The following is a 24330-nucleotide window of genomic DNA, read 5'->3' as shown; positions in this document are numbered from 1 at the left end:
ACAGTCGCATGGCAGGCAATGCCACCCTCACGAACTGGCGTGAACACCCAAGAGGAGTTTCTTCAGGTCCCCGCTTGCGCGCGATGCGTAGACCAGCACAAGGGGCGCAAAGAACAGCATACCCACGACCGATGCGATAAGGGCGGTGAAAATGCCTGCGGCCTTAAAACCGCTGCGCCATGCCACCCAGAGCGCAGACAGCATAAGGTAGCATGCAAAGTCCAGATTGAACTGACCACGCCACGTGACGGAAATCAGATCGCCGAAGAAGACTGCGACAAGGCCCGTACCCTCACGGAAAACAACGATCAGCGTGTATGTCGCCAATAGCGCGCACATCGCGATCAGACCAGTGCGTAGATATGTCATGACTTCACTTTCTTTTGAATGAACATTGCGTTGCCTAGACCGGCTAAGGTCATCCTCGCAATTACTTCGCAGGTAATGGGCAACGCGAGTTTCCGCAGGTAGGGTGATGCCATGACGCAGTTTGCCCAGACCCTGCGTGACTGGCGCCAGTCACGACGTTTCAGCCAGCTTGATTTATCACTGGAGGCTGATGTTTCCGCCCGGCATATCTCGTTTCTGGAGACAGGGCGTGCGCAACCCAGCCGGGATATGATCCGCCGTCTTGGTGACGCGATGGATCTGCCGCTGACTGCGCGCAATACGCTGCTGACACATGCGGGGTTTGCGCCGAGATTTCCCGCACGTGCTTGGGAAGACGCCGATATGGCACCGATACGGGCGGCAATCTCTCATACGCTTCAGGTTCATGCGCCCTACCCCGCCCTTGCCCTTGATGCCTCGTGGCGCATTCTGCAGCTAAATTGACCGGCGGCGCATCTATACGGACTTCTGGGCCTCAGAGAAGGAGACAGCCTGCTGGACCTGCTCACGTCAGACGTGATGCCGCAGGTTGTCGAGAACTGGGCCGAGGTTGCCCATCACAGCGCCTTGCGCCTGCGCACCGAGAGCGCCGCTCAAGGTGGCATTCCGGCATTTGATAGGGTCGCAGCCGATCTCGCAAAAGTTGGCAAGCCAACCGGACAAGCTGCGGGCGCGGTTGTGCCCCTGATCCTTTGTCTGGGCGATCAGCATCTGTCACTCTTTGGAACAATTGCACAGTTCGGCACGCCCGAAGATGTTTTGCTGGACGCGTTGAAGATTGAGCTATTTTTCCCGACGGACGAGGCCACGCGCAGGTTTCTGGAGGATGCTGCGGCTTAATTTCGCCCCTCGCCCTTGGCCTGCATCGCCTTGTCCAGCGACCGCCACCAATGCGCGTAACCCGAATTCTTGGGGTGCTTACCACCCTCATCTGGCGCGCCATCGTCCCACCAGACCGGCCCACGTTCGCCCAATGCGCGTTTCGCGATGTCTACGGCGGACCGTGCCGCGCGTGTTTCGGCTTCGTCCGTGGCATGTTTTACGCGCAAACGCGCCTGCATCAGCGCTTTGATGGCTGCGCGTCGTTCACTCTCGCCCAGGCCCGGATCCGTACACCGCCACAATCGCGATTTTGCTACAAAATAGCGACCGTCGGGGGTGGTCGGATAGTCCTTGCGCGGCATCAGCTCTCTTCGGCCTGCTGGCGGTGCCATAGCTGGGCATAACGCCCATCCTGTGCCAGCAGGGTCTCATGGTTGCCCTGTTCGACGATACGGCCCTTTTCCAACACGACGATCTTGTCCGCATCGGCAATGGTGCTGAGCCGGTGTGCGATGGTCAGCACCGTGCGTCCCTGACCGGCCCGGTTCAGAGCGTCCTGAATTTCATGTTCTGTATCAGAATCCAGCGCCGATGTGGCTTCATCCAATAACAGGATCGGTGGGTCCTTGAGCAACGTGCGCGCGATACCGACGCGCTGCTTTTCGCCGCCCGAAAGTTTCAACCCGCGCTCGCCCACCGTTGTCTCGTAACCGTTCGGCAGTGTCATGATGAAATCATGTATCTGTGCATCCCGCGCGGCCGCTTCGATATCGGCCCGCGTCGCCCCGTCACGCCCGTACGCAATATTGTACCCAATGGTATCGTTGAACAAGACCGTGTCCTGCGGCACCACGCCTATGGCCTGATGAAGGCTCAATTGCGTGACGTCGCGCACATCCTGTCCGTCGATTTTCACGGCACCTTCCTGAACATCATAAAACCGAAACAGCAGTCGCCCAATGGTCGACTTCCCAGACCCGGTAGAGCCGACAATGGCCACGGTCTGACCCGGCTCAGCCGTGATCGTGGCATCGCGAAGGATAACGCGGTCGGAATCATAACCAAAAGTCACATTCTCAAGCACCACCTGCCCGCCCGTCACTTCAAGCGCGGGTGCGTCGGGTTTGTCTGCAATCTCTGCCGGTTGTTCCAGCAGGCCGAACATCTGGCCCATATCGACAAGCGCCTGCCGGATTTCACGGTAGACAGTGCCCAGAAAGTTCAGTGGCACGGTTATCTGGATCATGTACGCGTTGACCATGACAAAATCACCCACCGTCAGCGAACCAGATTGTACACCGTAAGCCGCCATCACCATCACGGCCACCAAACCACAAGTAATGATCAACGACTGACCAAAGTTCAAAAAGGCAAGCGAGTAGTTGGTTTTGATCGCGGCGGCTTCGTACCCTTCCATAGCGGCGTCATACCGCGCCGCTTCCCGGCCCTCGGCGCCGAAATATTTCACGGTCTCATAATTCAGCAGGCTGTCTATCGCCTTTTGGTTTGCATCGGTGTCCTGATCATTCATCTGACGGCGTAGCTTTACGCGCCATTCCGTGATCGCGAACGTGAACCAGACATAAAGGGCAATCGTCACGGCAACGGCGGCCAGATACCAAATGTCGAACACCACGGCGAGGACGATACCGATCAGCAACAATTCAAGTATCAGCGGCCCGATTGAGAACAACAAGAACCGCAGCAGAAAATCCACGCCCTTCACACCGCGCTCGATGATGCGGCTCAGGCCACCCGTTTTGCGCGTAATGTGATAGCGCATAGACAGCCTGTGAATATGCTCAAACGTCTCAAGCGCCAGCATGCGCAACGCGCGCTGACCCACGCGTGCAAAGATCGCATCACGCAATTGCTGGAAACCGACGCCCATCAGACGCGCCACGCCGTAGGCCACCGTAAGCCCTACGGCCCCCAGGGCCAGCATGGGCACGCCTTCCTCTGCCAGCGCATCAACCGCGCCCTTGTAGAAAAAGGGCGTGGCCACGGTGATCAGTTTCGACGCCAAGAGCGCAATCATCGCCCAAACCACGCGGCGCTTGACCCACGCCATGTCGGCGGGCCACAGATACGGCGCGACTTTACGCAGAACAATCAGCGCCGACTGGCGCTCGGCCTGGTCGGCCAACTGTTCTTCGGTCAGGGTCTGCTTGTTCTCAGGATTTTGCGCAGGTTGCGCAGAGGTCGTATCGGCGGGCATGCATGTTCCAATTCGCTTGGACCCTTACATAGGTCGACCAATCGGGACTTGCCAGCGATGGCGCAGAATTCCACACAGATAGATCAGTCCGGTAAATCGAAAACCTGCCCGGGGTAGATGAGATCAGGATCGCGGATATCACTCTTGTTGGCGTCAAAAACCCGCACATAGAGCAGCCCGTCGCCATAGCGCTCGTTTGCGATGGCCCAGAGGGTTGCCCCCTTCTGAACCGTGATTTTCTTGAGCGGCCCTGCTTGCTCAGCTGCTGCACTTGCCAGCACCGCAGGCGACTCGCGCTTGAATGGTGTTTCCACGCGACTGGTGACACGACCGTCGGCAGCCACTTCATCGACCCGCAGCGTATAAATGCCTTCGTCCACGTCGGGCAGATCGCCCCGCCAGCGTCCGGCACTATCCACTGCCAGGTTCACAATAGAAGCGTTGTCGAGGTAGACTCGGACGGTTTTCGTATCCGGTTGCGCCCGCCCCGATAGCTGGACTTCGCCAACATCAGTATAGCTGATTGTATCAAGCTCGACATTGGCCATGACTTCTGGTGGGGCGGTGTTGAGCAACTCCACCCCGTCCTCACCGGTCTTCAAGACCGCAACCTCTTGGTTCGCTGAAGTCTCCGCGTCAGCCAATTGCGGTTCCGCTTCGTCGTTTTCGTCTGTCTGCACGACCTGCGCGGACGTGTCTTGGGTTGCTGCGACGGTTTCTTCCGCGACAGGCTCTGCGGTCTGGACCGGAGCAGCAGCCCTGTCTTCATCAACTGGCGTCTGCACTGCTTCATCGGTAACAGGTGCCGGTACCTGCGTTGCCTGCGCAGTCTGCACGCTTTCCGCTTCTTCCTGCTTGGTCTCTGACGCCACCACTACTGGCTCAGCTGCATTCGTTTCTTCCACAGCGTCAGCCTGTGCCGTTACCGGTTGCGCAGGGTCCTCCGTACTCGCTTCGGCAACAATCACCGGCGGGTCCAGCGGTGCCAGAATGATCTGATCAACCGAGGCTTGCTCTTCCCCGTCCACCGACTGGCGCAAAGACAACACGTGACCTTGCCCATCCGGCGCAATCATGACGAGCGTCGCAAATTTTCCCGAACCATCAGTTTGTGTGCGGGACACCTCTGTGCCATCCAGCAATATCTGCACATCCGCGCCCGGCGCGCCCTGCCCCGCGATGACGGTCATTCCATCCGCTTCGCGCCGCACTTCGTCAAAGCTGGGGTGCTGGATTTGCGCCGCAATGCTGGCTTCATCAACCGCCGGATCTGCGGCATCATCAGCTGCGCTTGCAGCTTCCTTTCTATCAGGTGGTGTCGCGTCGTCTATGACCACTTCTTCCGGCTCGGCTGTTGCGATGACCGGCTCGGTGGTCTCTTCTTCGACAGCGCTTTGCGGCGCGTTGACCTCGGGGGCTACGGCGACCAACGGCGCCGGCGGCGTCTCAGCCGTGCGGCCAAATTCGAAATATGCGGCAGCTGTCACGACGACGGCGCCCGCAACAGCAGCAAGGAAAACTCCCAGTCTGCCTGAGAATATGCTCATCCGATTGCGTCCCCCCTGGTTGAGCCTCTTTAACAAGCGCGATAACACGGGTCAAAACACAGCACATCACGCCTGTATTTTTTCCTCGATCCTGAAAGGCCCTGTCATGACGGCAAAATCGGTTTGCGTTTACTGCGGTTCGAGACCCGGCACAGATCCTGCATATACCGTCGATGCCGAGGCTGTGGGCGCGGGCCTTGCCGCACACGGCTGGCGGCTGGTCTACGGCGCAGGCGATGTCGGGCTCATGGGAAGCGTTGCGCGCAGCGCCCAGAAAGCCGGTGCGGATACCTTTGGCGTAATCCCCAAGCATCTGGTGGATTGGGAGGTCGGCAAGACCGATCTGACCTCTTACATCATCACTGAAACAATGCACGAGCGCAAAAAAGTGATGTTCATGAACAGTGATGCCGTGGTCGTGCTGCCGGGCGGCGCCGGGTCACTGGATGAGCTCTTTGAGGTCCTGACATGGCGCCAGCTTGGCCTGCACAAAAAGCCGGTTTTTCTTGTGAATACAAACGGATATTGGGACCCATTAATGGACCTGATGAACCACGTGGTGACGCAGGAATTCGCTGACGTGACACTGCTGGATTATCTTGACCTTGTGCCGGATGCGGACGCAGCACTGGCGGGCCTGGTGGCCGCGTTTTCCGCCCCATAGCTTGCCCAGGAATAGAGCGCCAGCGCGGCCCAGATCAGCGCGAATGCGACCCCGTGCCAGGTCGTGAAAGGCTCCATGAACAAGGCGACCGCGCAGAAAAACTGCAGCGTCGGATTGATATAGCTGATCAGCCCCGTGCTCGTCATTGTCAGTCGGCGCGTGGCGTAGCTAAACAGGATAAGCGGTATGGCGGTGAGCGGCCCGGCAAAGATCAGCAGCGCGGTATCGCTATTCCAGCCGCCAAAATGCCCCGCACTATTGTGGCTCGATTGCCACAATATCAGCACCAAAACTGGCGCCATGATCAGCACCTCGGCGGTGACAGATACCACAGGCCCCATGTCCAGCCGTTTCTTGATCACGCCATAGAGGGCAAAATTTGTCGCCAGGATCAGCGCAATCCAAGGTGCAGTACCGGCTCCGTAGGTTAGCAATAGCGCGGCAAGCCCCACCATGGCCACAGCAGCCCATCTCAGCGGTGACAAACGCTCCCCAAAGATCACCCTGCCAAACAAAACTGCCACAAGAGGGAAAATGTAGAATCCCAGCGCGGTCTGTGTGGTCTTTCCGGTCTGAACGGCCCAGATAAACAACCACCACCCCCCCATGATCAGGCAGGCAGCCGTCGAAATCAGCAGCAGATTTTGACGATGCGTCAGGGCTGTCCAAAGCTCGAAGATCCGGCCCTGCAAAAGCAAAACAACGGCAAAGATGACCAATGACCAGATACCTCTGTGCGCAAGCACTTCGAGCGGCGGGATGCCTGTCATGGCCCGGAAAGCGATGGGAGACAAACCCCATATGATGCAGGCGCCGATCATCGCGATCAGGCCTTTGGTCGCGTCGGACATGAAAGCACCAGTACTGAAAAGAGGAACCAGACGGCAAAGCGTAGCCGCTTGTCCCTACCCTCGCAACATCAGGTAACTTGCAGGTCCTTTGCAACGATCTTTTCAATCTCGTCGATTGGGTGGTTTGTAAGGGTCTTTGGCACTTCGCCGATCACTTTTTCAGTAACAACCTGATGCAATTCCGCGCGCAACTCGCCCAGCGTGCCGGGGTCGGCCACCAGCACGATATGATCGAAATTGCCCGCATGCGCTTCCTTGTAAAGGATATCGGCCATATCCTTGGCAAAGCGGTCTTTCGCAAGCTGATGCCAGTCCGTATCCTCCACAGCCGACCGATGCCCGGACGGGCCATCACTGAACCTGCCCCGCTCATTCGCAGCCTGTTCTCGGTTCGGAGGATTTTCCTGTTCTTCTCGGCGCATCACATCCAGAAACGGGTTTTCGCCATCGGTCTGGTTCACAAGGAACAGGGCCTTTTCACCGTCTGCAACCAACACCCACGTGCCGTTTCTCAAATGTGTCATTCAGTTTCTCCCATGCTGTGGATTTTCGTGCGCACACATTCAAGGTGCGAGCCTTTGAAACGCAGAACCCATCTGGCTGACCTGCGTCATTGCCTTTAGGATTGTCGCGTCATAGTGCCTGGCCAGACCATGCGCAGGATCGTTTGGCCTGATCGACCTCCCGGCAACCTACCGTCCCCGGATCAACGCCTTGGGGATCAGGACAGTTCCAACAGAAAAGCCCCGCGAGACTTAATCGCGGGGCCAATCTCTAGCGCATGAGCGCGACGTGCATACGGGTTTACATCCGCGAAGCGACATTTTCCCAGTTGACCAGGTTGTCGAGGAAATTGCTGAGGTAATCCGGCCGCGCATTACGGAAATCGATGTAATAGGAGTGCTCCCATACATCACAGCCCAGCAGCGCCGTTTGACCAAAGCAGACCGGATTGACACCGTTCTCCGTGTTGGTGACTTTCAGACCGCCGTCGGTATCCTTGACCAGCCACGCCCAGCCAGAGCCGAACTGGCCCGCGCCTGCTGCCTTGAACTCGTCCTTCATCTTGTCGACAGAGCCAAAGCTTTCGACGATCGCCTTCTCCAGTTCACCGGGCATGCCCGCATCGCCGGGGCCCATCATCTCCCAAAACTGGTTGTGGTTCCACAGCTGCGAGATGTTGTTGAAGATGCCGCTTTGCGCAACAGCACCGGCATCATATGTGCCCTTGATGATCTCTTCGAGGGATTTACCTTCCCACTCGGTGCCTTCGATCGCCTTGTTGCCATTTGTGACATAGGCATTGTGGTGCTTGTCGTGATGATACTCGAGCGTTTCCTTGGACATCCCTTTGGATGCCAGCGCGTCGTGTGCATATGGAAGATCGGGAAGTTCAAAAGCCATTCTGGGGCCCTCCTTGTATTTCAGTGAGCATGACGCACAAGAAAGCCCGTAAGAGCAGAAGGTCAAGTCATTCGGGAACGATAGACTATGAAATATGCGCTTTGGCCGCCCTTATTCGGATGGCGGATCACGGCAGCGCTATCGCAGGATTTTGGGCGGCGGGCCTGAGCGGGTCTTGCAGGTTCCCTTGCCCCGCCAGCTTTGAGGCGCGCCTGTCGGCTTGGCGATCACACGGATCGCCCCGGTGTCACGGTCAAGATTGGCGACATACCGAAACGTTGGGATACGTTGACCTCTGCTGTCGGTCGCCGCGGGTATGGACCACGTCAGACGCATCTTGTTGCCCTTGTCCATGCGACCTGCCTTTGCCGGCGCTTTCAGGAAATTCAGCGTCACGCTGTCAATCACGCGCACCTTGCCCGCCACATCAATCACGATGCCGATCTTGGGCGAGACCCAGCCATTGGGCAGCTTCACGTTCATATCGCATTCGTAAAACACGCCGTCCTGTGCCGCTGCTTGCGTTACGAGGGCATGCCCTGAAATGATCGTTGCCATTACAAGGCCAACCAAACTGCTCTTCACGTCACATTCTCCTAAGTGCTGCGCCTCTCTGGCATTCGATGCTATATCGCATCACCAAACGGCCACAACCCTTACGAGAGCGCATCAACGCAGCTTGCGTCTTTATGGCACAGGGTCAGAAGAAATCGACTTCCGATCCGGGCTGCGCTGCGATTTTCAGCAAATCAAAGACATACTGAGCAACAGAGCGGAAACAGACGATCCGAAACGTCTCAGCATCGGTCATCCAGAAAGCGGCCGGAACCTGTGCTAGGCGCGTGCGCCGCATCATGCCCGGCTCAAACTGGCCCGGTGTCAGATCAACTGGTGCGAGCTTTGCCAGCACCTCCCGGGCGCGCGGTCCGGAAACTTCGAATACTGCCCGCGCGTCCGAGACATTGGCCGCCAGCGCATGCCCCTTCGACAGGCCCGCCTGCAGATTGGTCATCCGCAAGGGCACTTCGTCATAGCGACAAAGGATCAGCAGTTCATCCGGGGACATCCAGGCGACACCGCCGTCTCCCTCAGCGTTGATCTTCCGTTGATCCGGGGCATTGGCCCCACCAGCGGTCTTTGCGGCGTCCTGCACAGCACGATCGGACAAATCACCGCGCAGGGTGATCATGCCAAGGGGCCCAATCTCTCGAATAGCCGCGATGCCGTTAAGGTCACTGATGTTTTTAAGCGCGCTCACGGGTTCAGACATTTTGCTTCTCCCCTTTCGGGTCGTAAAAAACCGGGTTCACGATCTTGGCCTGATACTCTTTGCCGTCAGTTCCGGGGAAGATCAGCGTCTCGCCCATCCGGTCGGGCCCATTCAAGACCAACCCCATGGCAATCCCTTTGCCCAATGTGGGAGAATGGTAGGTCGAGGTCACGCGGCCTTGCATATTGCGTTGTCCGTTCTCGTTCTCACCTTCAGCCACCGCATAGGCCCCGTCTGGCAAGACAGAGCCGTCAGTTGTCTCGAGCCCCACCAACTGCCAGCGGTTGGGGTCAGTCATATGCGAGCGTTCCTGCGCACGTTTCCCCAGATAGTCTTCCTTCTTCTTGGAAATCGCCCAGTGCAGTCCCAGATCCTGCGGGATAATCGTGCCGTCGCTTTCATCCCCGATCATGATAAAGCCCTTTTCAGCACGCAGAATGTGCAAACATTCCGTGCCATATGGCATCACGCCCAGATCATGGCCCGCGACCATCAGCGCATCCCAAAAGGCCTGCCCATGGCTGGCATCAACAGCAATTTCATAGGACAATTCGCCAGAGAAAGAGATGCGATATACGCGCACCTTGAAGCCGCCCAGTTCGCCGTCGGCCCAGTCCATGAACCCAAGCGCCTCTTTGGAAACGTCCATGCCGCCAAGCTTTTCCAGCGCCTTGCGCGCATTGGGGCCAACAACGGCCACCTGGGCATATTGCTCTGTCACGTTCGCGACGTAGACCTGCCAGTCCCACCATTCGGTCTGCAACCACTCTTCCATATGCCCGTGAATGCGTTCAGCACCACCGGTGGTCGTGTGACAAAGCCACGTGTCCTCATCAAAGCGGGCCACAACACCATCATCAATCAGAAAGCCGTTTTCCGAACACATCAGCCCGTAGCGGCATTTCCCTACCTTCAGTGTGGACATCATGTTGGTGTACATCATGTCTAGGAAACGCCCCGCATCCGGACCTTTGACAATAAGCTTGCCCAGCGTCGATGCATCCAGAAGACCCATCTTCTCACGCGTGTTGGTCACCTCACGCATCACGGCATCATACGTGCTCTCACCGCCTTGCTTATAGGCATAGGGACGCCGCCAGTGGCCTACCGGCTCCCACTCTGCGCCGTGGGTGTCATGCCAGTCATGCATCGGCGTGCGACGGATCGGCTGGAACACGGTACCCCGGGCCTCGCCGGCGATCGAGGCCATCGAAATCGGATGATAGGGGGGCCGAAAGGTCGTCGTGCCGACCGATGGGATATCTGCATCCAATGCGCCGGCGAGCGTGGCCAGACCGTTGATATTGCTCAGCTTGCCCTGATCGGTCGCCATCCCTAGCGTGGTGTAGCGTTTGGCGTGCTCGACACTGACAAATCCCTCCTGTGCCGCCAGTCGCACGTCCGACACCTTGACATCGTTCTGATAGTCCAGCCACGCCTTTTCACGCAGCTTGACCGATGCGCCTTGCGGCATCAGCCAGACCGGCATCATTGGGGCATCCTGCCGTCGCTCAGCCTCGGGCGATTTCAGGTCACGTGGCACATCAAAGCCCAGCGAAGTCATCACACCATCAGCTGCCGCAAACGCATCGTTGAGCACGTCATCCAGCGCAAAGACCCCAGAGGCGGCACCCGCAGGTGTCACAAAGCCCATCCCATCTGCGCCCAGCGGAGGGTTATCCACATCAGGGCTGAAACACGCCTGGGTCGTATCCCATCGCAACTTGCCACCACAGTGAGACCACAAATGCACGACCGGAGACCAGCCCCCGGACATCGCGACCGCGTCACAGCTGATTTCCTCCAGCACGGCCCCTTCACCGGCCTGTGCGCAGATCTCGACACCCGTGACCCGCTTGCCGCCTTTGACGCTTGCAATGCCATGACCCATCATGACGCGGATACCCAGCGCCTTGGCTTGCTCCATCAACTGGCTGTCTTGTGGCAAGACCCGCGCGTCGACGATTGCAGGCACGTCCAGCCCAGCATGCTTGAGCGCAATTGCCGTAAGGTAAGCATTGTCGTTGTTGGTGACGACAACAGTACGGTCACCGACCGAAACCCCATGGTTCACCAGGTAGTCGCGCACAGCTGCCGCCAGCATCACGCCCGGAATGTCGTTTCCGGCAAAGCTGAGGGGGCGTTCGATGGCCCCGGTGGCGGTAATGATATGTGCCGCCCGCACCCGCCACAGGCGGTGCCTTGGGCCCTGCACGTGAGGGCTGTCATCGCGCAGGCGCTCATAACCCAGCACATAGCCGTGGTCATAAACTCCTGCCCCCATACAGTTTCGGCGCAGGGTCACGTTTTCCAGTGTTTCCAGTTCCGTGACCATTCCGTCCACGAACTTATCCACAGGCTGACCATCGACAGTACCACCGTCAACAGGGGCGCGTCCCCCCCAGTGATCTGATTGTTCCATAACAATGACGCGCGCACCGCTTTTGCCGGCGGTCAGCGCCGCATGCAGTCCGGCAACGCCACCACCGATGATCAACACATCACAGAACGCGTAGAAATGTTCGTACGTGTCCACATCCGTGGCCTTGGGCGCTTTGCCAAGTCCCGCCGATTGGCGAATGAAGGGCTCGTAGACATGTTTCCAGGCGGCACGCGGATACATGAACATCTTGTAGTAAAAGCCCGCAGGCAGAAAACGGCTGAGGTGTTTGTTGATCGCACCAACGTCAAATTCGAGGCTCGGCCAGTGGTTCTGGCTTGCCGCCTGCAACCCGTCAAACAACGGCGTGGTCGTGGCGCGGGCATTGGGCTCGAACCGACCCTCTGCGCCAAGATTAACAAGGGCATTCGGTTCTTCCGGGCCAGCCGCAACGATCCCGCGCGGGCGGTGATACTTGAAGGACCGGCCAACCAGCATCTGATCATTGGCCAACAACGCCGAAGCAAGGGTGTCGCCCTCGTAGCCGCGCAGGTTCTTGCCGTTGAAGGTGAAGTTGACCGGTTTGGCTTTGTTCAGCAGGCGGCCGCCTGTGGCAAGTCTGGTGCTCATGAGTGCGGGCCTTCGTGTGCGTGGGGGTGGCGAATGATTTTATGGGCAAAAGAAAGCATCGGATCAGTCCTGACCGCGCCAGCCGGGACGCCTGTCCTCGATCCGGGAAAGAAGTTCCTCAGGTGGGGCGAAGGCCTGTGCGCTGTAGCTGCCAAATACTTCGAGGGTCATGGTGTCGCGGGCCACATGGAACCATTTCCCGCACCCGTTTGCATGACGCCACCGTTCGAAATGCACACCCTTTGGGTTGGCGCGCATGAACAAGTACTCTTCAAAGTCTTCATCTGACGACCCGGGTCCGAAACGCTTGAGATGCGCCTCACCACCGGCGTGGAATTCGGTTTCCTCTGCGGTGACCCCGCAGGCGTGACAGGTCAGGACCAGCATGGATGCGCTCCAGTCATGGGCAAAAAGGTGACCGATCGCGCGGTTGCGGTTCGGCTTTTGAGCAAAGATCGTATGGGGTTGGGGTGAAGTGTTTGCCTGACGCCGGTCACAACCGCGCCTGCGGCCCCGCGTCGGGGGCCAGCGGTAGGCCCGCAGGCTGTAAGCGCGCCGTCAGTCTGTTGAGGTCGCGCTACCGGTTGCCGTCGCGGCGTCGTCTGGGGTTGATCCATTGCCCAGCATGGCGACCCCGATGACGAAAATTGCAAGGGCGACAACCGCAATGATGATCCCGCGTTGGCTGCCTCTGCCGCTTTGGAAGGTTTCCTCTGACATGATCTGTCCTCCGTCTCAGAGGACGTCAGGATGCCATGATTGCGCAGATTCTCAAAATTCGGGGCGAAATTCGCGTCCAATCGGCCAAATCGAGCCGACGTACTGCCCGAAGGCCCGGCCTCCTGCCGGGGGCCAGACCCTGTGGTTTTATATAGTTCAGTTGCCTTCTGTGGCGCTTTCCGCTTCCTGTTCGACAGCTTCGGCAGCGCCTTCAACGGCTTCCCCAGCGTCCTGGACCGCGTCGCCGGCACCTTCGATGGTGACATTGACATCACCGCCTCCTTCGTTCGCGACGTTGCCGCCGGCAAACATGAAGTAGGCAATTCCTGCCACAACAACGACAAGGGCACCGATGATGAACCCCATTCCGGCGCCACCGCCAGTGGTCGTTGTTGTTGTGGTCGTCGTATGCTCCGAACGGGTCTGATCAGATTCGGCCATGTTGCATCTCCTGTGCATGGTATTTCTGCACAGACAACGCACGAGTTCATTTGCCGGTTCCGCCGTTCCACTGTTATCAGATCATCCTGATGCATCAGTGTGCCACACCCGCAGCAACGCTTTCGTCGATAAAGCGGCCTTCCTGGAATCGGTTCAGCCCAAAGGCATCGGTCAATGGTGACTGCCCTTTCGCCATCAGTTCGGCAAAGCCCCAGCCCGATCCAGGGATCGCCTTGAACCCGCCCGTACCCCAGCCGCAATTGATAAAAACATTCTCGACCGGTGTTTTCGACAGGATCGGAGAGCGGTCTCCCGTCACATCCACAATCCCACCCCACTGCCGCAGCATCTTGAGGCGCGACACCATCGGAAAGGTTTCGACCAGCGCCCGCACGGTTTCCTCGATATGGTGAAAGGACCCGCGCTGGGTATAATTGTTGTAGCCATCTGTGCCGCCACCGATAACCATTTCGCCTTTGTCAGACTGGCTCATGTAGCCATGCACCGTGTTGGCCATGACAACCACGTCCATGCAGGGCTTGATCGGCTCGCTCACCAGAGCCTGCAGGGCAACGCTTTCAATCGGCAGCCGGAAACCGGCCATGTCGGCCAGATGTCCGGAATGGCCCGCGACAACAATGCCCAGCTTGTCGCAATCGATATCGCCGCGGTTTGTGCTGACGCCCGTGACCTTGCCGCCTTCTGAGCGCACGCCGGTGACTTCGCATTTCTGGATGACATCCATGCCCATGTCAGAGCACGCCCGCGCATAGCCCCAGGCCACCGCATCATGCCGCGCGGTACCGCCGCGCGCCTGCCAAAGCCCACCCAGCACCGGATAGCGTGGACCATCAAGGTTGATAATCGGCACCAGCTGCTTCACGCGCTCAGGACCGATGAACTCGGTCGTGACCCCCTGCAACGCGTTCGCATGGGCTGTTCGTTTATACCCGCGCACCTCATGCTCTGTCTGTGCCAGCATGATCACCCCACGGGGCGAGAACATAACGTTGTAGTTCAGGTCCTGCGACATTGTCTCGTACAGGCTCCGGGCCTTTTCGTAGATTGCCGCCGAGGGGTCCTGCAGATAGTTGCTCCGGATGATGGTCGTGTTGCGGCCTGTATTGCCGCCACCCAGCCAGCCCTTTTCAATGATCGCAACATTTGTGATGCCGAAATTCTTACCCAGATAATAGGCTGTCGCCAGTCCATGCCCACCAGCGCCGACGATGATCACATCATAGCGCTTCTTGGGCTGCGCATCGCGCCATGCGCGGTTCCAGCCGGTATGATGGCGCATCGCTTCGCGCGCGACGGCAAATACTGAATATTTCTTCATTCTATGACCTCTGGCCAAGGATTCGCCGCAGACAACCGGCGTTGGGTCCGTTCTGGAGTGATGGGCAGAAAAAAGGATACTCCCCACGGCACTCTCTATCAATTTTGCGACATGGGCCGCAATTGGCGAAAGTCACGGGGGCCACGCGCCCATATGACCTCTTTTGCACACCCGGCAGGACGACTAAGTAGGGGGATATGAGTTTCTGGATCATCACCATCGCCATGGCCGCCATTGTCACGCTTTTGCTGGCACGTGCGCTTTGGCGTGGGGCGGATAGCGCCCTGCCCGGCGCGGCGGAACTCGACATGCAGGTCTATCGCGACCAGTTGGCAGAGGTGGACCGCGACGTCGCCCGCGGCGTTGTGCCACACGAGGATGCCAAGCGTGTCCGCACAGAGATATCGCGCCGTATCCTGTCGGCCGACGCCAAGGCCAGCGACGACTCACCGTCAGATACCGGCCCGCGCCCCGTGGCCCTTGTATTGCTGGTGGCACTTTTGGGCGCAGGATCGCTTGGTCTTTATGCGTGGTTGGGGCAGCCGGGATATGGTGATCTTGCCCTGGAAGATCGGATCGCCTTTGCGCAACAGGTGCGCGAGACCCGCCCCAGTCAGCAAGCAGCCATCGACAGCCTGCCCGCGCCCACCGAAGCCGCACAGATCGAGCCGCGGTATGCGCGCTTGCTTGAGCAATTGCGTGCCACGGTCGCAGAACGCCCTGACGATCTGCAGGGTCACGTCCTGCTGGCGGAAAACGAGGCCAACGTCGGCAATTTTGCAGCGGCTGCCCGCGCGCAAGAAACCGTGCTGCGGATAAAGGGCGCGGAAGTGACGCCAAAGGATCTGGGCGATTATGGCGAATTGCTGGTTCTGTCCGCTGGGGGCTATGTGTCGCCAGAGGCAGAAGTCGCCTTGCGCGCAGTGCTTGAAGAGACACCGACAGATGGACGGGCACGGTATTATCTTGGTCTGATGATGGCGCAAACCGGGCGACCCGATCTTGCATTTCGCATCTGGGACGAACTCTTGCGCCGGGGCGATCCGGATGCGGCATGGAATGATCCCATTCGCGCACAGATCATGGCTGTTGCGCAGCTTGCTGGGGTTGACTACACCCTGCCCCGTGCCGGCACCCGCGCAGCTGCCGGACCATCGGCCGACGACATCGAGGCCGCAGGCGACATGACGCCCGAAGAGCGTATGGACATGATCGGTGGCATGGTCGCGGGCCTTTCTGATCGGCTGGCGACCGACGGGGGACCGCCCGAGGATTGGGCCCGGCTGATCACATCGCTTGGCGTGCTGGGTCAGCGCGGCCAGGCACGCGCGATCTACGACAATGCGATGCAGGTTTTCGCGGACAGCCCCAGCGCCGTGGATATCATCCGGCGGGCGGGTCAGCAGGCCGGGGTGGCTGAATGATCCTTGAGGATACCCCAGCATTCGCAGCCGCTTTGCCGCCACTGCGCGCGCTTGTGGGCCTCGATCTTGGCGAAAAGACAATTGGCATCGCGGTCAGCGACAATTTCTTATCCGTTGCAACACCGCTTGAGACAATCAAGCGGCGCAAGTTCGGACTGGATGCTGCGCGTCTGTCAGAAATCATCGCGGAACGACAAATTGGCGGATTGGTGCTGGGATTGCCGCGCAACATGGACGGCACCGAAGGGCCGCGCTGCCAGTCGACGCGCGCCTTTGCGCGCAACTTTGAACGGCTGGAGGCGCTCCCGATCACCTTCTGGGATGAACGTTTGTCCACAGTCGCTGCCGAAAGGGCCTTGCTAGAGGCGGATACGTCACGCAAACGTCGCGCAGAGGTGATCGACCACGTCGCTGCAGGGTATATCCTGCAAGGCGTGCTGGATCGTTTGCGGGTCATAAGGGAAGCCGATGTCGGATGAGGTCTGGAAACGCGCAGAGGTGGAAAGCCCCTGTATCAAGATCTGCGTCGTCCATCCGGAGGCGCGGTTGTGCACCGGCTGCCTGCGTTCCATCGATGAAATCGGTCGCTGGTCCCGCATGACACCAGAGGAACGTCGCGCGGTGATGGCAGAGCTTCCCACCCGCTCCGGGGCGTTTTCCAAGCGGCGCGGAGGCCGCGCCGCTCGGTTGTCCCGGAGGGGTTAGGAGGAATCGACGATCCGGTGCAAAAGCACCAGCGATTGTTCAGGTTTGACTGCCCGGTCTAGACCTGATGGTGCTTCATTGGCGTTTGCGCTTGCGACAAGGACGGTGCCCCCGCATTGTCTTACGCTGTTGATGCCTGTGATCACCATTTTCTGCCTCGATAACTTAACGTCGATGAGAAACAGTATTGTGTCTGAAGTGGCAACAATGGGGCGCGAGCAGGGTCCTTGTTTGAAATTTGCTACTATAGCGGGAATATCACGGCTATTTTTACGCGTTTCCAAAATTCCTTGTTTCCAGATCATCATCAATGAGCCAACGCGCCGCTGAGTATTGCGGTCGGAAATAGGCAATCATGCGCCCCTCCGGCGGGGCAGTATGATCCTCAGCCCATGGTGCGACGCCGTGTAGAAGATGCCGGTGTAGCAAGATAGCCTGACCGGGTGCCGCCGTGATGGTCAGCGGCGCAATCTGCTCAAAACACCTGCGCCGCGCCGCTTGATAGGCCTGGGTCAGATCGACCTGGCTAGGGTCTTTGTTTGCTGTCACGTCCCGAAATGCCTGTCCCATTATCCGTTGACTGCGCGGCCATACCGTCAGTGGCGCGGCGTTTGAGACGTTCAGCGGCAGCCCCAGGATGAATGCGTGCGGCTCGCGCAGGTACCGGCGGCGCGCCGGACCTTCCGGCAACAGCCCGTCCACGTGGGCTGCAAACCGTGTGATCCGGTAGCGATGATTTGCATCGCTCTCGCCCCTGTCCTGCTTCGGATAGCCGGGAAAGACGATCGACACTTGTGCAGGGTGCCAGTGATCCACGGTCGGAACATGTGCGCTCCATGGTCCTTGCAGAGCAGCACCTGCAATACTGCCATCTGCCGCGTTGGGCAGGGCATCGACACCAACAAACCATGTTTCTCCGTGACGCAGGTTCGCTGCGCGCATCCCCGGATCGGCGGAAATTCTGAGCGCTTGCGCATGTGCCGATTGGGCCCATACCAGCGTCTGCGCGTCAGGCTCAAAGACCCTGAACCCATCCGCCCCTGTCACCCCCCCAGCGCCTTGCGCAACATGTTAAGGGCCACCAGCACCAAAAACACCGCAAAGACGCGCTTCAATGGTTTGGGATCCATCGCATGGGCCAGCTTCACACCCCAGGGCGTGGTGATCAGCGTCATGGCAATGACGATCACGAACGCCACAAGGTTGATCGCCCCTATGGTGAGTGGTGGCCTGCCGGCATCGATTTCGACAAACAGAAATCCGATTACTGAGGGCACCGCAATGAGCACGCCAAATCCAGCCGCCGTCGCAACCGCGCGATGAATGGGGGTGTTGAAGAGACTCATCAGCGGCACGCCAAAGCTGCCCCCGCCAATTCCCATCAGGACGGACAGAAACCCGACGGCTGGCGACAGGACGGCCCGCAGAATGCCCCAAGGCATGGCCTGCCCCAGCCGCCATTCCATCCGGCCAAACCCCATGTAGAGCCCAACGATCAACGCCAGCACGCCGAAAATGCCCTGCAGGGTTGTCGACCGCAGCTGTGAGACCAATGCAACGCCGATGATCGCCCCAACGACAATCCCCGGCGCCCAGCTGCGCAGGATGTCCCAATCCACCGCGCCCTTCTTGTTATGGGCGTTCACCGACCGCAGTGAGGTGATGATGATCGTCGCAAGCGACGTGGCCAGACACATCTGCATCAACTGCGGACCGTCATAGCCAAGCGTTTGAAAGGCATAAAAGAACGCGGGCACCAGGACGATGCCGCCCCCCACTCCGAGCAGCCCGGCCAGCACCCCCGCAAACGCACCGATCGCCGCAAGCAAAGCGGCCATCATCAACAACAAGGACATTTCAGGCATGATGGTTCTCTGGCGTTTTGCCTACACTTGCCCCGATTGCAATGCGGTCACAATGAAAAAGGGCCAGACCGCGATGATGAAGATAAAGACCACGACCGGACCAACTGGTATCACCCCGTTGCTCCTGCCAAGCCAGATTGGTCCGCAAAAGACGGCCAGAAAGAGGGTTTTATAGATGACCTGGAAAAGCAGCAGTGGCCAGAAGGTCAGTGGTGCGGCCAAAGCAATCACCGACATGATAAGGACACCCCCCCAAAGACTGACCACCAGCATCCGCAATACCGGCACGTCCGGCACGCCGCCGAAGGCCACCAAGGGCGTCCCTGCCCGATGCCTCAGCAACTGCGCCAGAACAGGCAAAAGAATGAGGATATTCAAGATGTAGGGGATGTGGTGCATCAAGCGCTTTCCCGTCTCTGTGTTGCCGGCCAGATCAGGTTATCCGACCGCCGTCGCTTCTTTGGCCTAGGCCACCGCGTCCAGTGCCTCCAGAACCAATGACGTGCCCGCACCGGGGCGATGCGCGCCTTCGGACAAGGTGCGCCGCCAAAGCCGCGCACCGGGCTGCCCAGCGAAAAGCCCCAGCATGTGGCGCGTGATCTGGCCCAGCTTGCCACCAGAGGCCACATGCGCTTCGATATAGGGCAATATCGCATGAACCACCTCCTCGGCCGTCGTGTCATGCCCTGCCCCGAACATCCTGCGATCCGCTGCGCACAAGATATCCGTAGGCTGGTGATATGCGCTGCGCCCGATCATGACGCCGTCAAGCCCGCTGTCCAGCAAGGCCTCGGCCTGATCAAGCGATGTGACCCCGCCGTTGATCGACAAATGCAGGTTCGGAAAAATCTCTTTCATTCGCTGCACCAAAGCGTAGTCCAGCGGCGGGATATCGCGATTTTCCTTAGGGCTTAGCCCTTGCAGCCAGGCCTTGCGCGCATGAACAATGACCCGTGTGCAGCCCGCACCAACCATCTGGGACAGGAATTCCGGCAGGACCACGTCCGGGTCCTGATCATCCACACCGATGCGGCACTTAACCGTCACATCCACATCGACGGCGTGGCGCATAGCGCGCACACATTGCGCGACAAGTGCCGGGTTTTTCATGAGCACCGCACCAAAGGTGCCCGATTGGACCCGATCTGACGGGCAGCCGACGTTCAGATTGATCTCATCATAGCCTGCCTCTGCGCCCATCCGCGCAGCCTCGGCCAGTTCAACTGGATCGGCCCCCCCAAGCTGCAACGCCACGGGATGCTCTTGCACATTATAGTCAAGCAGATGCAGGGCGCCACCGCGCACCAACGCAGGTGCGGTCACCATTTCAGTATAAAGCAAAGTTCGCGTGCTAAGCAGCCGGTGCAGATAGCGGCAATGCCGATCTGTCCAATCCATCATGGGCGCGACGGATAACCGGGATGCCAGGGCAGCCGCATTGTTTGGCATCGGGTTTCTCCTGCATTGAATGCCGCCGTCCTGATCGAGGATAAGGCACGCTTACTCCAGAGCCGCGATGGTCGTCCAGAGCTGCAACGATTTGGCGGCGACTTTCGATGCGGCATTGGCGCGCGGTCCTGACAGCACCACGCGCCACCGCCAAGACGCGGGCCACTCTGGATCACCCGGTCTGGCATTGCAGGTGCGATACCGTCAGCCGGGTGAAATTGCCCGTTGGCCTACGGCTCACTCATCAGCTTAGGTAAGGCGCCCGGTACAGCGCCCTGCCCCCGGTGTTTACACATTGAAAAACCCAAGTGCATGATAGACGCCACCCATTCGGCAGGATAATCACGGCAGACACGCCCCGCAGGGCAAGATCGACCCAGGGAGAATACCAACATGACCAAGGCCACAGCAGCGTTTCAGACCCATGCCGATCCACTGCGCCTTCGGGTCCGCGAGAATTATTTCGCGGATGAGGCCGAGCTGATCAGATCCCTCGCGGAACAGATAAAACTGTCAGAGGCCGATCGCGCGAAGGCCGCCGCCGCCGGGGCACAATACGTCAAACGGGTGCGCGATGAGACCTCGCCATCGATGATGGAAGCGTTTCTCGCCGAATACGGTCTTTCAACGGCAGAAGGCGTGGGCCTGATGTGTCTGGCCGAAGCGCTGTTGCGCGTACCAGATGCAGAAACCATTGACGACCTGATCGAGGACAAGGTCGCACCGTCAAACTGGGGGGCCCATCTGGGGCATTCTGCCTCTTCGCTGGTCAATGCATCTACCTGGGCTTTAATGCTGACGGGCAAGGTACTGGATGACGACCCAAAAGGGCCCGCGCGCGCATTGCGCAGCCTTGTCAAACGCCTGGGCGAGCCTGTGGTCCGCACTGCGGTTGGTCAGTCGATGAAAATCCTTGGGCGTCAGTTCGTGCTGGGTCAGACCATAGAGGAAGGCATCAAAAACGCGCGCGAGCTTGAAAAGAAGGGATATACCTATTCCTACGATATGCTTGGTGAAGCGGCCCGCACAGATGAAGACGCTGTGCGCTATCAAAAGGCCTATGCCCAAGCAATCAGCGCCATTGCCAAGCAGGCAACCGGAGACGTGCGTTCCAGCCCCGGGATTTCGGTCAAGCTTTCGGCCCTGCATCCGCGCTATGAATACACCCACCGCGAAACCGTGATGGCCGAACTGCTGCCGCGCGCACAGGAACTGGTACGGCAGGCCGCGAAAGCCAATATCGGCTTCAACATCGACGCTGAAGAACAAGACCGGCTTGATCTATCACTCGACGTGATCGAGGCGATGTTATCTGACCCTGAACTAGCCGGCTGGGACGGCTTTGGCGTGGTGGTACAAGCTTATGGCCGCCGCGCGTCACCGGTGATCGAGACACTCTACGACATGGCCAAACGATATAATCGCAAGATCATGGTCCGGCTGGTCAAGGGCGCTTACTGGGACACAGAAATCAAGCTCGCGCAGGAATTAGGTGTTGAACGCTTCCCTGTCTTCACCCGCAAAAACAACACCGACGTCAGTTATATGGCCTGCGCACAGATGCTGATGGACCGGCGCGACCGCATTTATCCCCAGTTCGCCACCCACAACGCGCATACCTGTGCGGCCGTAACGGCAATGGCAGGCAACCAGAAGGACAGCTTTGAATTTCAGCGACTGCATGGAATGGGCGAATCCCTACACGAAATCGTCAAACAGTCAGAAGGCACTCGGTGCCGCATCTATGCGCCGGTCGGGGCGCATCAGGATTTGCTGGCCTATCTTGTCCGACGTCTGCTGGAAAATGGCGCGAACTCCTCTTTCGTGAACCAGATCGTGGATCCCGACATCCCGGCAGAGGATATATCTGCCGATCCGGTGGCCGAGATGAAAAAGCTGGGGGCGGACATTGCGAACCCGACGATCCGTCAACCGGCGGCGCTGTTCGCACCGGAACGTCGCAATTCAAAAGGTTTCCGTGTCAATGAACCGGCGTCCATTCTGCCGCTGCTGGCGGCCCGCCAGGACTTCCACAACACAACGTGGTCGGCTGGCCCGATGATATCGGGCAACCCGCAGTCCGACGGCAAACTGCGCACTCTTTATTCACCAGCCGACAGTGACAGGGTCGTGGGCGAGGTGCGCGAAGCGTCCGCCGTTGATGTGGAAGCCGCCCTCAAGGCCGCAGAGACCGGCTTTGCAGATTGGTCCGCCCACCCCGTTACGGCACGTGCCGACATCCTGCGCAAGGTTGCCGATCTTTATGAAGACAACATCGCAGAGCTGACCGCAATCACAACCCGCGAGGCGGGCAAGACTGTGCTCGATGGGATTGCGGAAGTGCGCGAAGCGGTTGATTTCCTACGCTATTATGCCAACGAAGCTGAACGGCTGGAAGACGAAGAGCCAGGTTCCCCGCGCGGCATCTTCGTGTGCATTAGCCCCTGGAATTTCCCTCTGGCCATCTTCTCTGGCCAGATCGCAGCAGCCCTGGCCGTAGGCAATGTCGTGATCGCCAAACCGGCTGAGCAGACGCCGATGATTGCAGCCCGTGCCGTAGCACTGATGCGCGAGGCAGGTCTTCCAGACGCCGCGCTGCAACTACTGCCCGGGGACGGCCCAACAGTCGGCGGCCCGCTGACCAGCGACCGGCGCATCGCCGGTGTCTGCTTTACCGGCTCTACTGAGGTGGCGCAGATTATCCACAAGGCGCTGGCGCGCAACGCGGGCCCGGACGCCGTGCTGATTGCCGAAACGGGCGGCCTGAACGCGATGATCGTGGATTCAACCGCGCTGCCGGAACAGGCGGTACGCGACATCTTGATCTCCTCATTTCAATCTGCCGGACAAAGGTGTTCGGCCCTGCGCCTGCTTTATGTGCAAAAGGAAGTGCACGACCGCTTGATGCACATGCTCTCCGGGGCCTTGGATGCGCTAGTCATCGGAGATCCATGGCAACCGGATGTGGATGTATCTCCGGTCATCGATGCCGATGCACAGAGAGACATCATGGCTTACATCGACGCCCATCGACGGGCAGGTGCGCTCCAGAAAACCCTGCCTGCTCCCGACACGGGCACCTATGTCACGCCCGCGATCGTCAAGGTGGATGGTATCGCCGATATGGAACGGGAAATCTTTGGGCCGGTGCTGCACGTTGCGACCTTCAAGGCGCGCGATATCGACAGTATCGTCGATGACATCAATGCGCGCGGCTATGGCCTGACCTTCGGCCTGCACACCCGGATTGACGACCGCGTCGAACAGATCGTGGAACGTATCGAGGTTGGCAACGCTTATGTGAACCGCAATCAGATCGGCGCGATCGTCGGCAGCCAGCCTTTTGGCGGTGAAGGTCTGTCAGGCACCGGACCCAAGGCTGGTGGGCCCCTTTATCTCACGCGCTTTCGGCGTGTCGGGAAAGTCGGGGATCATTCGGCACCAGAGGGGGCCAATGTGGGCGGGGCCGCGCTTGAAAAGGCCTTGTCTTCGATTGATGCCAGAAACTGGGCGGCACGCGCGGACCGGGTGCATGTTCTGCGCACGGCCGCGAGCGGCCTCAAAGGCGTCATTCGCAAAGCGCTGGCGGAAACGGCCGCCTTCGACATGTCGCCACAAACGTTGCCGGGTCCCACTGGCGAAAGCAACCGGCTGCGCATGTATCCACGAGGCAATGTTCTGTGCCTTGGGCCGACGCCCGACCTTGCGATTGCCCAGGCCGTCCAAGCGCTCGGCGCCGGATGCGGTGCCGTCGTTGCTGTGTCGGGCGCGGCGCAAATGGCAGAGGCATTTGCTGCGGTCGGTGCCCCGATTGTATCGCTTGATGGAACTGTGTCGGCTGACACGCTGAAGACAGTGGATGGCATCGCAGTTGTCAGTGCTGCTGGCGCATCGGATTGGTCACGGGACCTGCGCGTGGCCCTGTCCGAACGTGACGGGCCGATCATTCCCTTCGTGACCGATCCGATCGCGCCCGAACGATACGTGCTTGAGCGCCACTTGTGTATCGACACGACGGCCGCAGGAGGTAACGCCAGTTTACTTGCGTCGTCCTCGTGAGGCGCCAGCGGGGATAGTGATACAGATCCTCATGTCAGTTGTGCCAATTCGAAGGTAGCATGGGTGCAGGCAGGATGGTCGGACCCCATCTGGCCCAAAGGCGTATGGTGCGTCGAAAGCCTTGCTCATTCGGGCAGACAAATGAACCAATC

25 protein-coding genes are annotated in these 24330 nt (G+C 59.2%); 7 read left to right on the top strand and 18 right to left on the bottom strand.

Going from position 1 to position 24330, the window contains the following annotated elements:
• Positions 1-27: 27 nt before the first annotated feature.
• Positions 28-369 carry a hypothetical protein gene (locus H9Q16_RS00805; protein WP_191073489.1) on the bottom strand — a complete coding sequence of 114 codons (342 nt, stop codon included), beginning with the start codon at positions 367-369 and terminating at the stop codon, positions 28-30.
• A gap of 111 nt (positions 370-480) precedes the next feature.
• On the opposite strand from H9Q16_RS00805, the gene H9Q16_RS00800 reads away from it, so the two are divergent.
• Together H9Q16_RS00800 and H9Q16_RS00795 are read left to right on the top strand one after the other, a co-directional pair.
• Complete coding sequence (locus H9Q16_RS00800; protein ID WP_191073488.1) at positions 481-834, top strand: helix-turn-helix domain-containing protein; 354 nt, start codon at positions 481-483, stop codon at positions 832-834.
• 75 nt (positions 835-909) lie between these two features.
• Positions 910-1230 (top strand): hypothetical protein, encoded by a 321-nt coding sequence (locus H9Q16_RS00795; protein ID WP_191073487.1) that lies wholly within the window; start codon positions 910-912, stop codon positions 1228-1230.
• Here H9Q16_RS00795 and H9Q16_RS00790 read toward each other — a convergent pair.
• The 3 genes from H9Q16_RS00790 to H9Q16_RS00780 all read right to left on the bottom strand — a co-directional run bounded on the left by H9Q16_RS00790 (position 1227) and on the right by H9Q16_RS00780 (position 4977).
• Positions 1227-1574 (bottom strand): hypothetical protein, encoded by a 348-nt coding sequence (locus H9Q16_RS00790; RefSeq protein WP_191073486.1) that lies wholly within the window; start codon positions 1572-1574, stop codon positions 1227-1229. The two genes, H9Q16_RS00795 and H9Q16_RS00790, sit on opposite strands and share 4 nt — an antisense overlap.
• On the bottom strand, positions 1574-3430 hold the full coding sequence (locus H9Q16_RS00785) for an ABCB family ABC transporter ATP-binding protein/permease (RefSeq protein ID WP_191073485.1): 1857 nt from the start codon (positions 3428-3430) through the stop codon (positions 1574-1576). The genes H9Q16_RS00790 and H9Q16_RS00785 overlap by 1 nt, the downstream gene beginning before the upstream one ends.
• Positions 3431-3513: 83 nt before the next feature.
• Positions 3514-4977 carry a LysM peptidoglycan-binding domain-containing protein gene (locus H9Q16_RS00780; protein ID WP_246455399.1) on the bottom strand — a complete coding sequence of 488 codons (1464 nt, stop codon included), beginning with the start codon at positions 4975-4977 and terminating at the stop codon, positions 3514-3516.
• 106 nt (positions 4978-5083) lie between these two features.
• Here H9Q16_RS00780 and H9Q16_RS00775 point away from each other — a divergent pair, with 106 nt between their 5' ends.
• Positions 5084-5641 carry an LOG family protein gene (locus tag H9Q16_RS00775; RefSeq protein ID WP_191073484.1) on the top strand — a complete coding sequence of 186 codons (558 nt, stop codon included), beginning with the start codon at positions 5084-5086 and terminating at the stop codon, positions 5639-5641.
• On the opposite strand, the gene rarD is transcribed toward H9Q16_RS00775, so the two are convergent.
• The 10 genes from rarD to H9Q16_RS00725 all read right to left on the bottom strand — a co-directional run bounded on the left by rarD (position 5572) and on the right by H9Q16_RS00725 (position 14676).
• Complete coding sequence (rarD, locus tag H9Q16_RS00770; RefSeq protein WP_191073483.1) at positions 5572-6492, bottom strand: EamA family transporter RarD; 921 nt, start codon at positions 6490-6492, stop codon at positions 5572-5574. The genes H9Q16_RS00775 and rarD overlap by 70 nt on opposite strands.
• A gap of 68 nt (positions 6493-6560) precedes the next feature.
• Entirely contained in the window at positions 6561-7016 is a 456-nt protein-coding gene (locus H9Q16_RS00765; protein WP_191073482.1) for a host attachment family protein, read from the bottom strand.
• A gap of 280 nt (positions 7017-7296) precedes the next feature.
• Positions 7297-7896 (bottom strand): superoxide dismutase, encoded by a 600-nt coding sequence (locus H9Q16_RS00760; RefSeq protein WP_191073481.1) that lies wholly within the window; start codon positions 7894-7896, stop codon positions 7297-7299.
• A gap of 138 nt (positions 7897-8034) precedes the next feature.
• Positions 8035-8481, bottom strand: coding sequence for a hypothetical protein (locus H9Q16_RS00755; RefSeq protein WP_191073480.1), 447 nt, complete (start codon positions 8479-8481; stop codon positions 8035-8037).
• 115 nt (positions 8482-8596) lie between these two features.
• The gene (locus H9Q16_RS00750; protein ID WP_191073479.1) at positions 8597-9166 is read right to left on the bottom strand and encodes a sarcosine oxidase subunit gamma; all 570 of its coding nucleotides are present in this window, start codon (positions 9164-9166) and stop codon (positions 8597-8599) included.
• Complete coding sequence (locus tag H9Q16_RS00745; RefSeq protein WP_191073478.1) at positions 9159-12176, bottom strand: sarcosine oxidase subunit alpha family protein; 3018 nt, start codon at positions 12174-12176, stop codon at positions 9159-9161. Before H9Q16_RS00745 ends, H9Q16_RS00750 begins: the two co-directional genes overlap by 8 nt.
• A gap of 63 nt (positions 12177-12239) precedes the next feature.
• Positions 12240-12563 (bottom strand): sarcosine oxidase subunit delta, encoded by a 324-nt coding sequence (locus tag H9Q16_RS00740; RefSeq protein ID WP_191073477.1) that lies wholly within the window; start codon positions 12561-12563, stop codon positions 12240-12242.
• A 171-nt stretch (positions 12564-12734) separates the two neighbouring features.
• Positions 12735-12896: a hypothetical protein gene (locus H9Q16_RS00735; protein WP_191073476.1), complete on the bottom strand. Its 162-nt coding sequence runs from the start codon at positions 12894-12896 to the stop codon at positions 12735-12737.
• A 156-nt stretch (positions 12897-13052) separates the two neighbouring features.
• The gene (locus tag H9Q16_RS00730) at positions 13053-13337 is read right to left on the bottom strand and encodes a hypothetical protein (RefSeq protein ID WP_191073475.1); all 285 of its coding nucleotides are present in this window, start codon (positions 13335-13337) and stop codon (positions 13053-13055) included.
• Between the two features lie 94 nt (positions 13338-13431).
• Complete coding sequence (locus H9Q16_RS00725; protein WP_191073474.1) at positions 13432-14676, bottom strand: sarcosine oxidase subunit beta family protein; 1245 nt, start codon at positions 14674-14676, stop codon at positions 13432-13434.
• Between the two features lie 197 nt (positions 14677-14873).
• On the opposite strand from H9Q16_RS00725, the gene ccmI reads away from it, so the two are divergent.
• The 3 genes from ccmI to H9Q16_RS00710 are packed head-to-tail and all read left to right on the top strand — an operon-like array spanning position 14874 to position 16805.
• A complete protein-coding gene (ccmI, locus tag H9Q16_RS00720) occupies positions 14874-16100 on the top strand; it encodes a c-type cytochrome biogenesis protein CcmI (protein WP_191073473.1) in 1227 nt (408 codons plus the stop codon).
• On the top strand, positions 16097-16579 hold the full coding sequence (ruvX, locus tag H9Q16_RS00715; RefSeq protein WP_191073472.1) for a Holliday junction resolvase RuvX: 483 nt from the start codon (positions 16097-16099) through the stop codon (positions 16577-16579). Before ccmI ends, ruvX begins: the two co-directional genes overlap by 4 nt.
• Positions 16569-16805 (top strand): DUF1289 domain-containing protein, encoded by a 237-nt coding sequence (locus tag H9Q16_RS00710; RefSeq protein WP_191073471.1) that lies wholly within the window; start codon positions 16569-16571, stop codon positions 16803-16805. The genes ruvX and H9Q16_RS00710 overlap by 11 nt, the downstream gene beginning before the upstream one ends.
• A 270-nt stretch (positions 16806-17075) precedes the next feature.
• Here the strand turns inward: H9Q16_RS00710 and H9Q16_RS00705 are convergent, their stop codons facing one another.
• The 4 genes from H9Q16_RS00705 to dusA all read right to left on the bottom strand — a co-directional run bounded on the left by H9Q16_RS00705 (position 17076) and on the right by dusA (position 20119).
• Positions 17076-17852, bottom strand: a complete 777-nt coding sequence (locus tag H9Q16_RS00705; protein WP_191073470.1) for a hypothetical protein — start codon at positions 17850-17852, stop codon at positions 17076-17078.
• Positions 17849-18670, bottom strand: a complete 822-nt coding sequence (locus H9Q16_RS00700) for a sulfite exporter TauE/SafE family protein (RefSeq protein ID WP_191073469.1) — start codon at positions 18668-18670, stop codon at positions 17849-17851. The genes H9Q16_RS00705 and H9Q16_RS00700 overlap by 4 nt, the downstream gene beginning before the upstream one ends.
• Positions 18671-18691: 21 nt before the next feature.
• A complete protein-coding gene (locus H9Q16_RS00695) occupies positions 18692-19069 on the bottom strand; it encodes a hypothetical protein (RefSeq protein ID WP_191073468.1) in 378 nt (125 codons plus the stop codon).
• A gap of 66 nt (positions 19070-19135) precedes the next feature.
• On the bottom strand, positions 19136-20119 hold the full coding sequence (gene dusA, locus H9Q16_RS00690) for a tRNA dihydrouridine(20/20a) synthase DusA (RefSeq protein WP_191073467.1): 984 nt from the start codon (positions 20117-20119) through the stop codon (positions 19136-19138).
• A 393-nt stretch (positions 20120-20512) separates the two neighbouring features.
• On the opposite strand from dusA, the gene putA reads away from it, so the two are divergent.
• A complete protein-coding gene (putA, locus tag H9Q16_RS00685; RefSeq protein WP_191073466.1) occupies positions 20513-24178 on the top strand; it encodes a bifunctional proline dehydrogenase/L-glutamate gamma-semialdehyde dehydrogenase PutA in 3666 nt (1221 codons plus the stop codon).
• The last annotated feature ends 152 nt before the right edge of the window (positions 24179-24330 follow it).

The organism is Sulfitobacter aestuariivivens, assembly GCF_014763045.1.
GTDB lineage: Bacteria > Pseudomonadota > Alphaproteobacteria > Rhodobacterales > Rhodobacteraceae > Sulfitobacter > Sulfitobacter aestuariivivens.
The sequence above is the reverse complement of the archived record's forward strand: the minus strand, read 5'-3'. Positions and strand labels throughout refer to the sequence as shown.

Bases quoted from the DNA above. Each gene is read 5' to 3' on its own strand.
- H9Q16_RS00805 (WP_191073489.1), bottom strand. From the start codon at position 369: ATGACATATCTACGCACTGGTCTGATCGCGATGTGCGCGCTATTGGCG.
- H9Q16_RS00800 (WP_191073488.1), top strand. From the start codon at position 481: ATGACGCAGTTTGCCCAGACCCTGCGTGACTGGCGCCAGTCACGACGT.
- H9Q16_RS00795 (WP_191073487.1), top strand. From the start codon at position 910: ATGCCGCAGGTTGTCGAGAACTGGGCCGAGGTTGCCCATCACAGCGCC.
- H9Q16_RS00790 (WP_191073486.1), bottom strand. From the start codon at position 1,574: ATGCCGCGCAAGGACTATCCGACCACCCCCGACGGTCGCTATTTTGTA.
- H9Q16_RS00785 (WP_191073485.1), bottom strand. From the start codon at position 3,430: ATGCCCGCCGATACGACCTCTGCGCAACCTGCGCAAAATCCTGAGAAC.
- H9Q16_RS00780 (WP_246455399.1), bottom strand. From the start codon at position 4,977: ATGAGCATATTCTCAGGCAGACTGGGAGTTTTCCTTGCTGCTGTTGCG.
- H9Q16_RS00775 (WP_191073484.1), top strand. From the start codon at position 5,084: ATGACGGCAAAATCGGTTTGCGTTTACTGCGGTTCGAGACCCGGCACA.
- rarD (WP_191073483.1), bottom strand. From the start codon at position 6,492: ATGTCCGACGCGACCAAAGGCCTGATCGCGATGATCGGCGCCTGCATC.
- H9Q16_RS00765 (WP_191073482.1), bottom strand. From the start codon at position 7,016: ATGACACATTTGAGAAACGGCACGTGGGTGTTGGTTGCAGACGGTGAA.
- H9Q16_RS00760 (WP_191073481.1), bottom strand. From the start codon at position 7,896: ATGGCTTTTGAACTTCCCGATCTTCCATATGCACACGACGCGCTGGCA.
- H9Q16_RS00750 (WP_191073479.1), bottom strand. From the start codon at position 9,166: ATGTCTGAACCCGTGAGCGCGCTTAAAAACATCAGTGACCTTAACGGC.
- H9Q16_RS00745 (WP_191073478.1), bottom strand. From the start codon at position 12,176: ATGAGCACCAGACTTGCCACAGGCGGCCGCCTGCTGAACAAAGCCAAA.
- H9Q16_RS00740 (WP_191073477.1), bottom strand. From the start codon at position 12,563: ATGCTGGTCCTGACCTGTCACGCCTGCGGGGTCACCGCAGAGGAAACC.
- H9Q16_RS00735 (WP_191073476.1), bottom strand. From the start codon at position 12,896: ATGTCAGAGGAAACCTTCCAAAGCGGCAGAGGCAGCCAACGCGGGATC.
- H9Q16_RS00730 (WP_191073475.1), bottom strand. From the start codon at position 13,337: ATGGCCGAATCTGATCAGACCCGTTCGGAGCATACGACGACCACAACA.
- H9Q16_RS00725 (WP_191073474.1), bottom strand. From the start codon at position 14,676: ATGAAGAAATATTCAGTATTTGCCGTCGCGCGCGAAGCGATGCGCCAT.
- ccmI (WP_191073473.1), top strand. From the start codon at position 14,874: ATGAGTTTCTGGATCATCACCATCGCCATGGCCGCCATTGTCACGCTT.
- ruvX (WP_191073472.1), top strand. From the start codon at position 16,097: ATGATCCTTGAGGATACCCCAGCATTCGCAGCCGCTTTGCCGCCACTG.
- H9Q16_RS00710 (WP_191073471.1), top strand. From the start codon at position 16,569: ATGTCGGATGAGGTCTGGAAACGCGCAGAGGTGGAAAGCCCCTGTATC.
- H9Q16_RS00700 (WP_191073469.1), bottom strand. From the start codon at position 18,670: ATGCCTGAAATGTCCTTGTTGTTGATGATGGCCGCTTTGCTTGCGGCG.
- H9Q16_RS00695 (WP_191073468.1), bottom strand. From the start codon at position 19,069: ATGCACCACATCCCCTACATCTTGAATATCCTCATTCTTTTGCCTGTT.
- dusA (WP_191073467.1), bottom strand. From the start codon at position 20,119: ATGCCAAACAATGCGGCTGCCCTGGCATCCCGGTTATCCGTCGCGCCC.
- putA (WP_191073466.1), top strand. From the start codon at position 20,513: ATGACCAAGGCCACAGCAGCGTTTCAGACCCATGCCGATCCACTGCGC.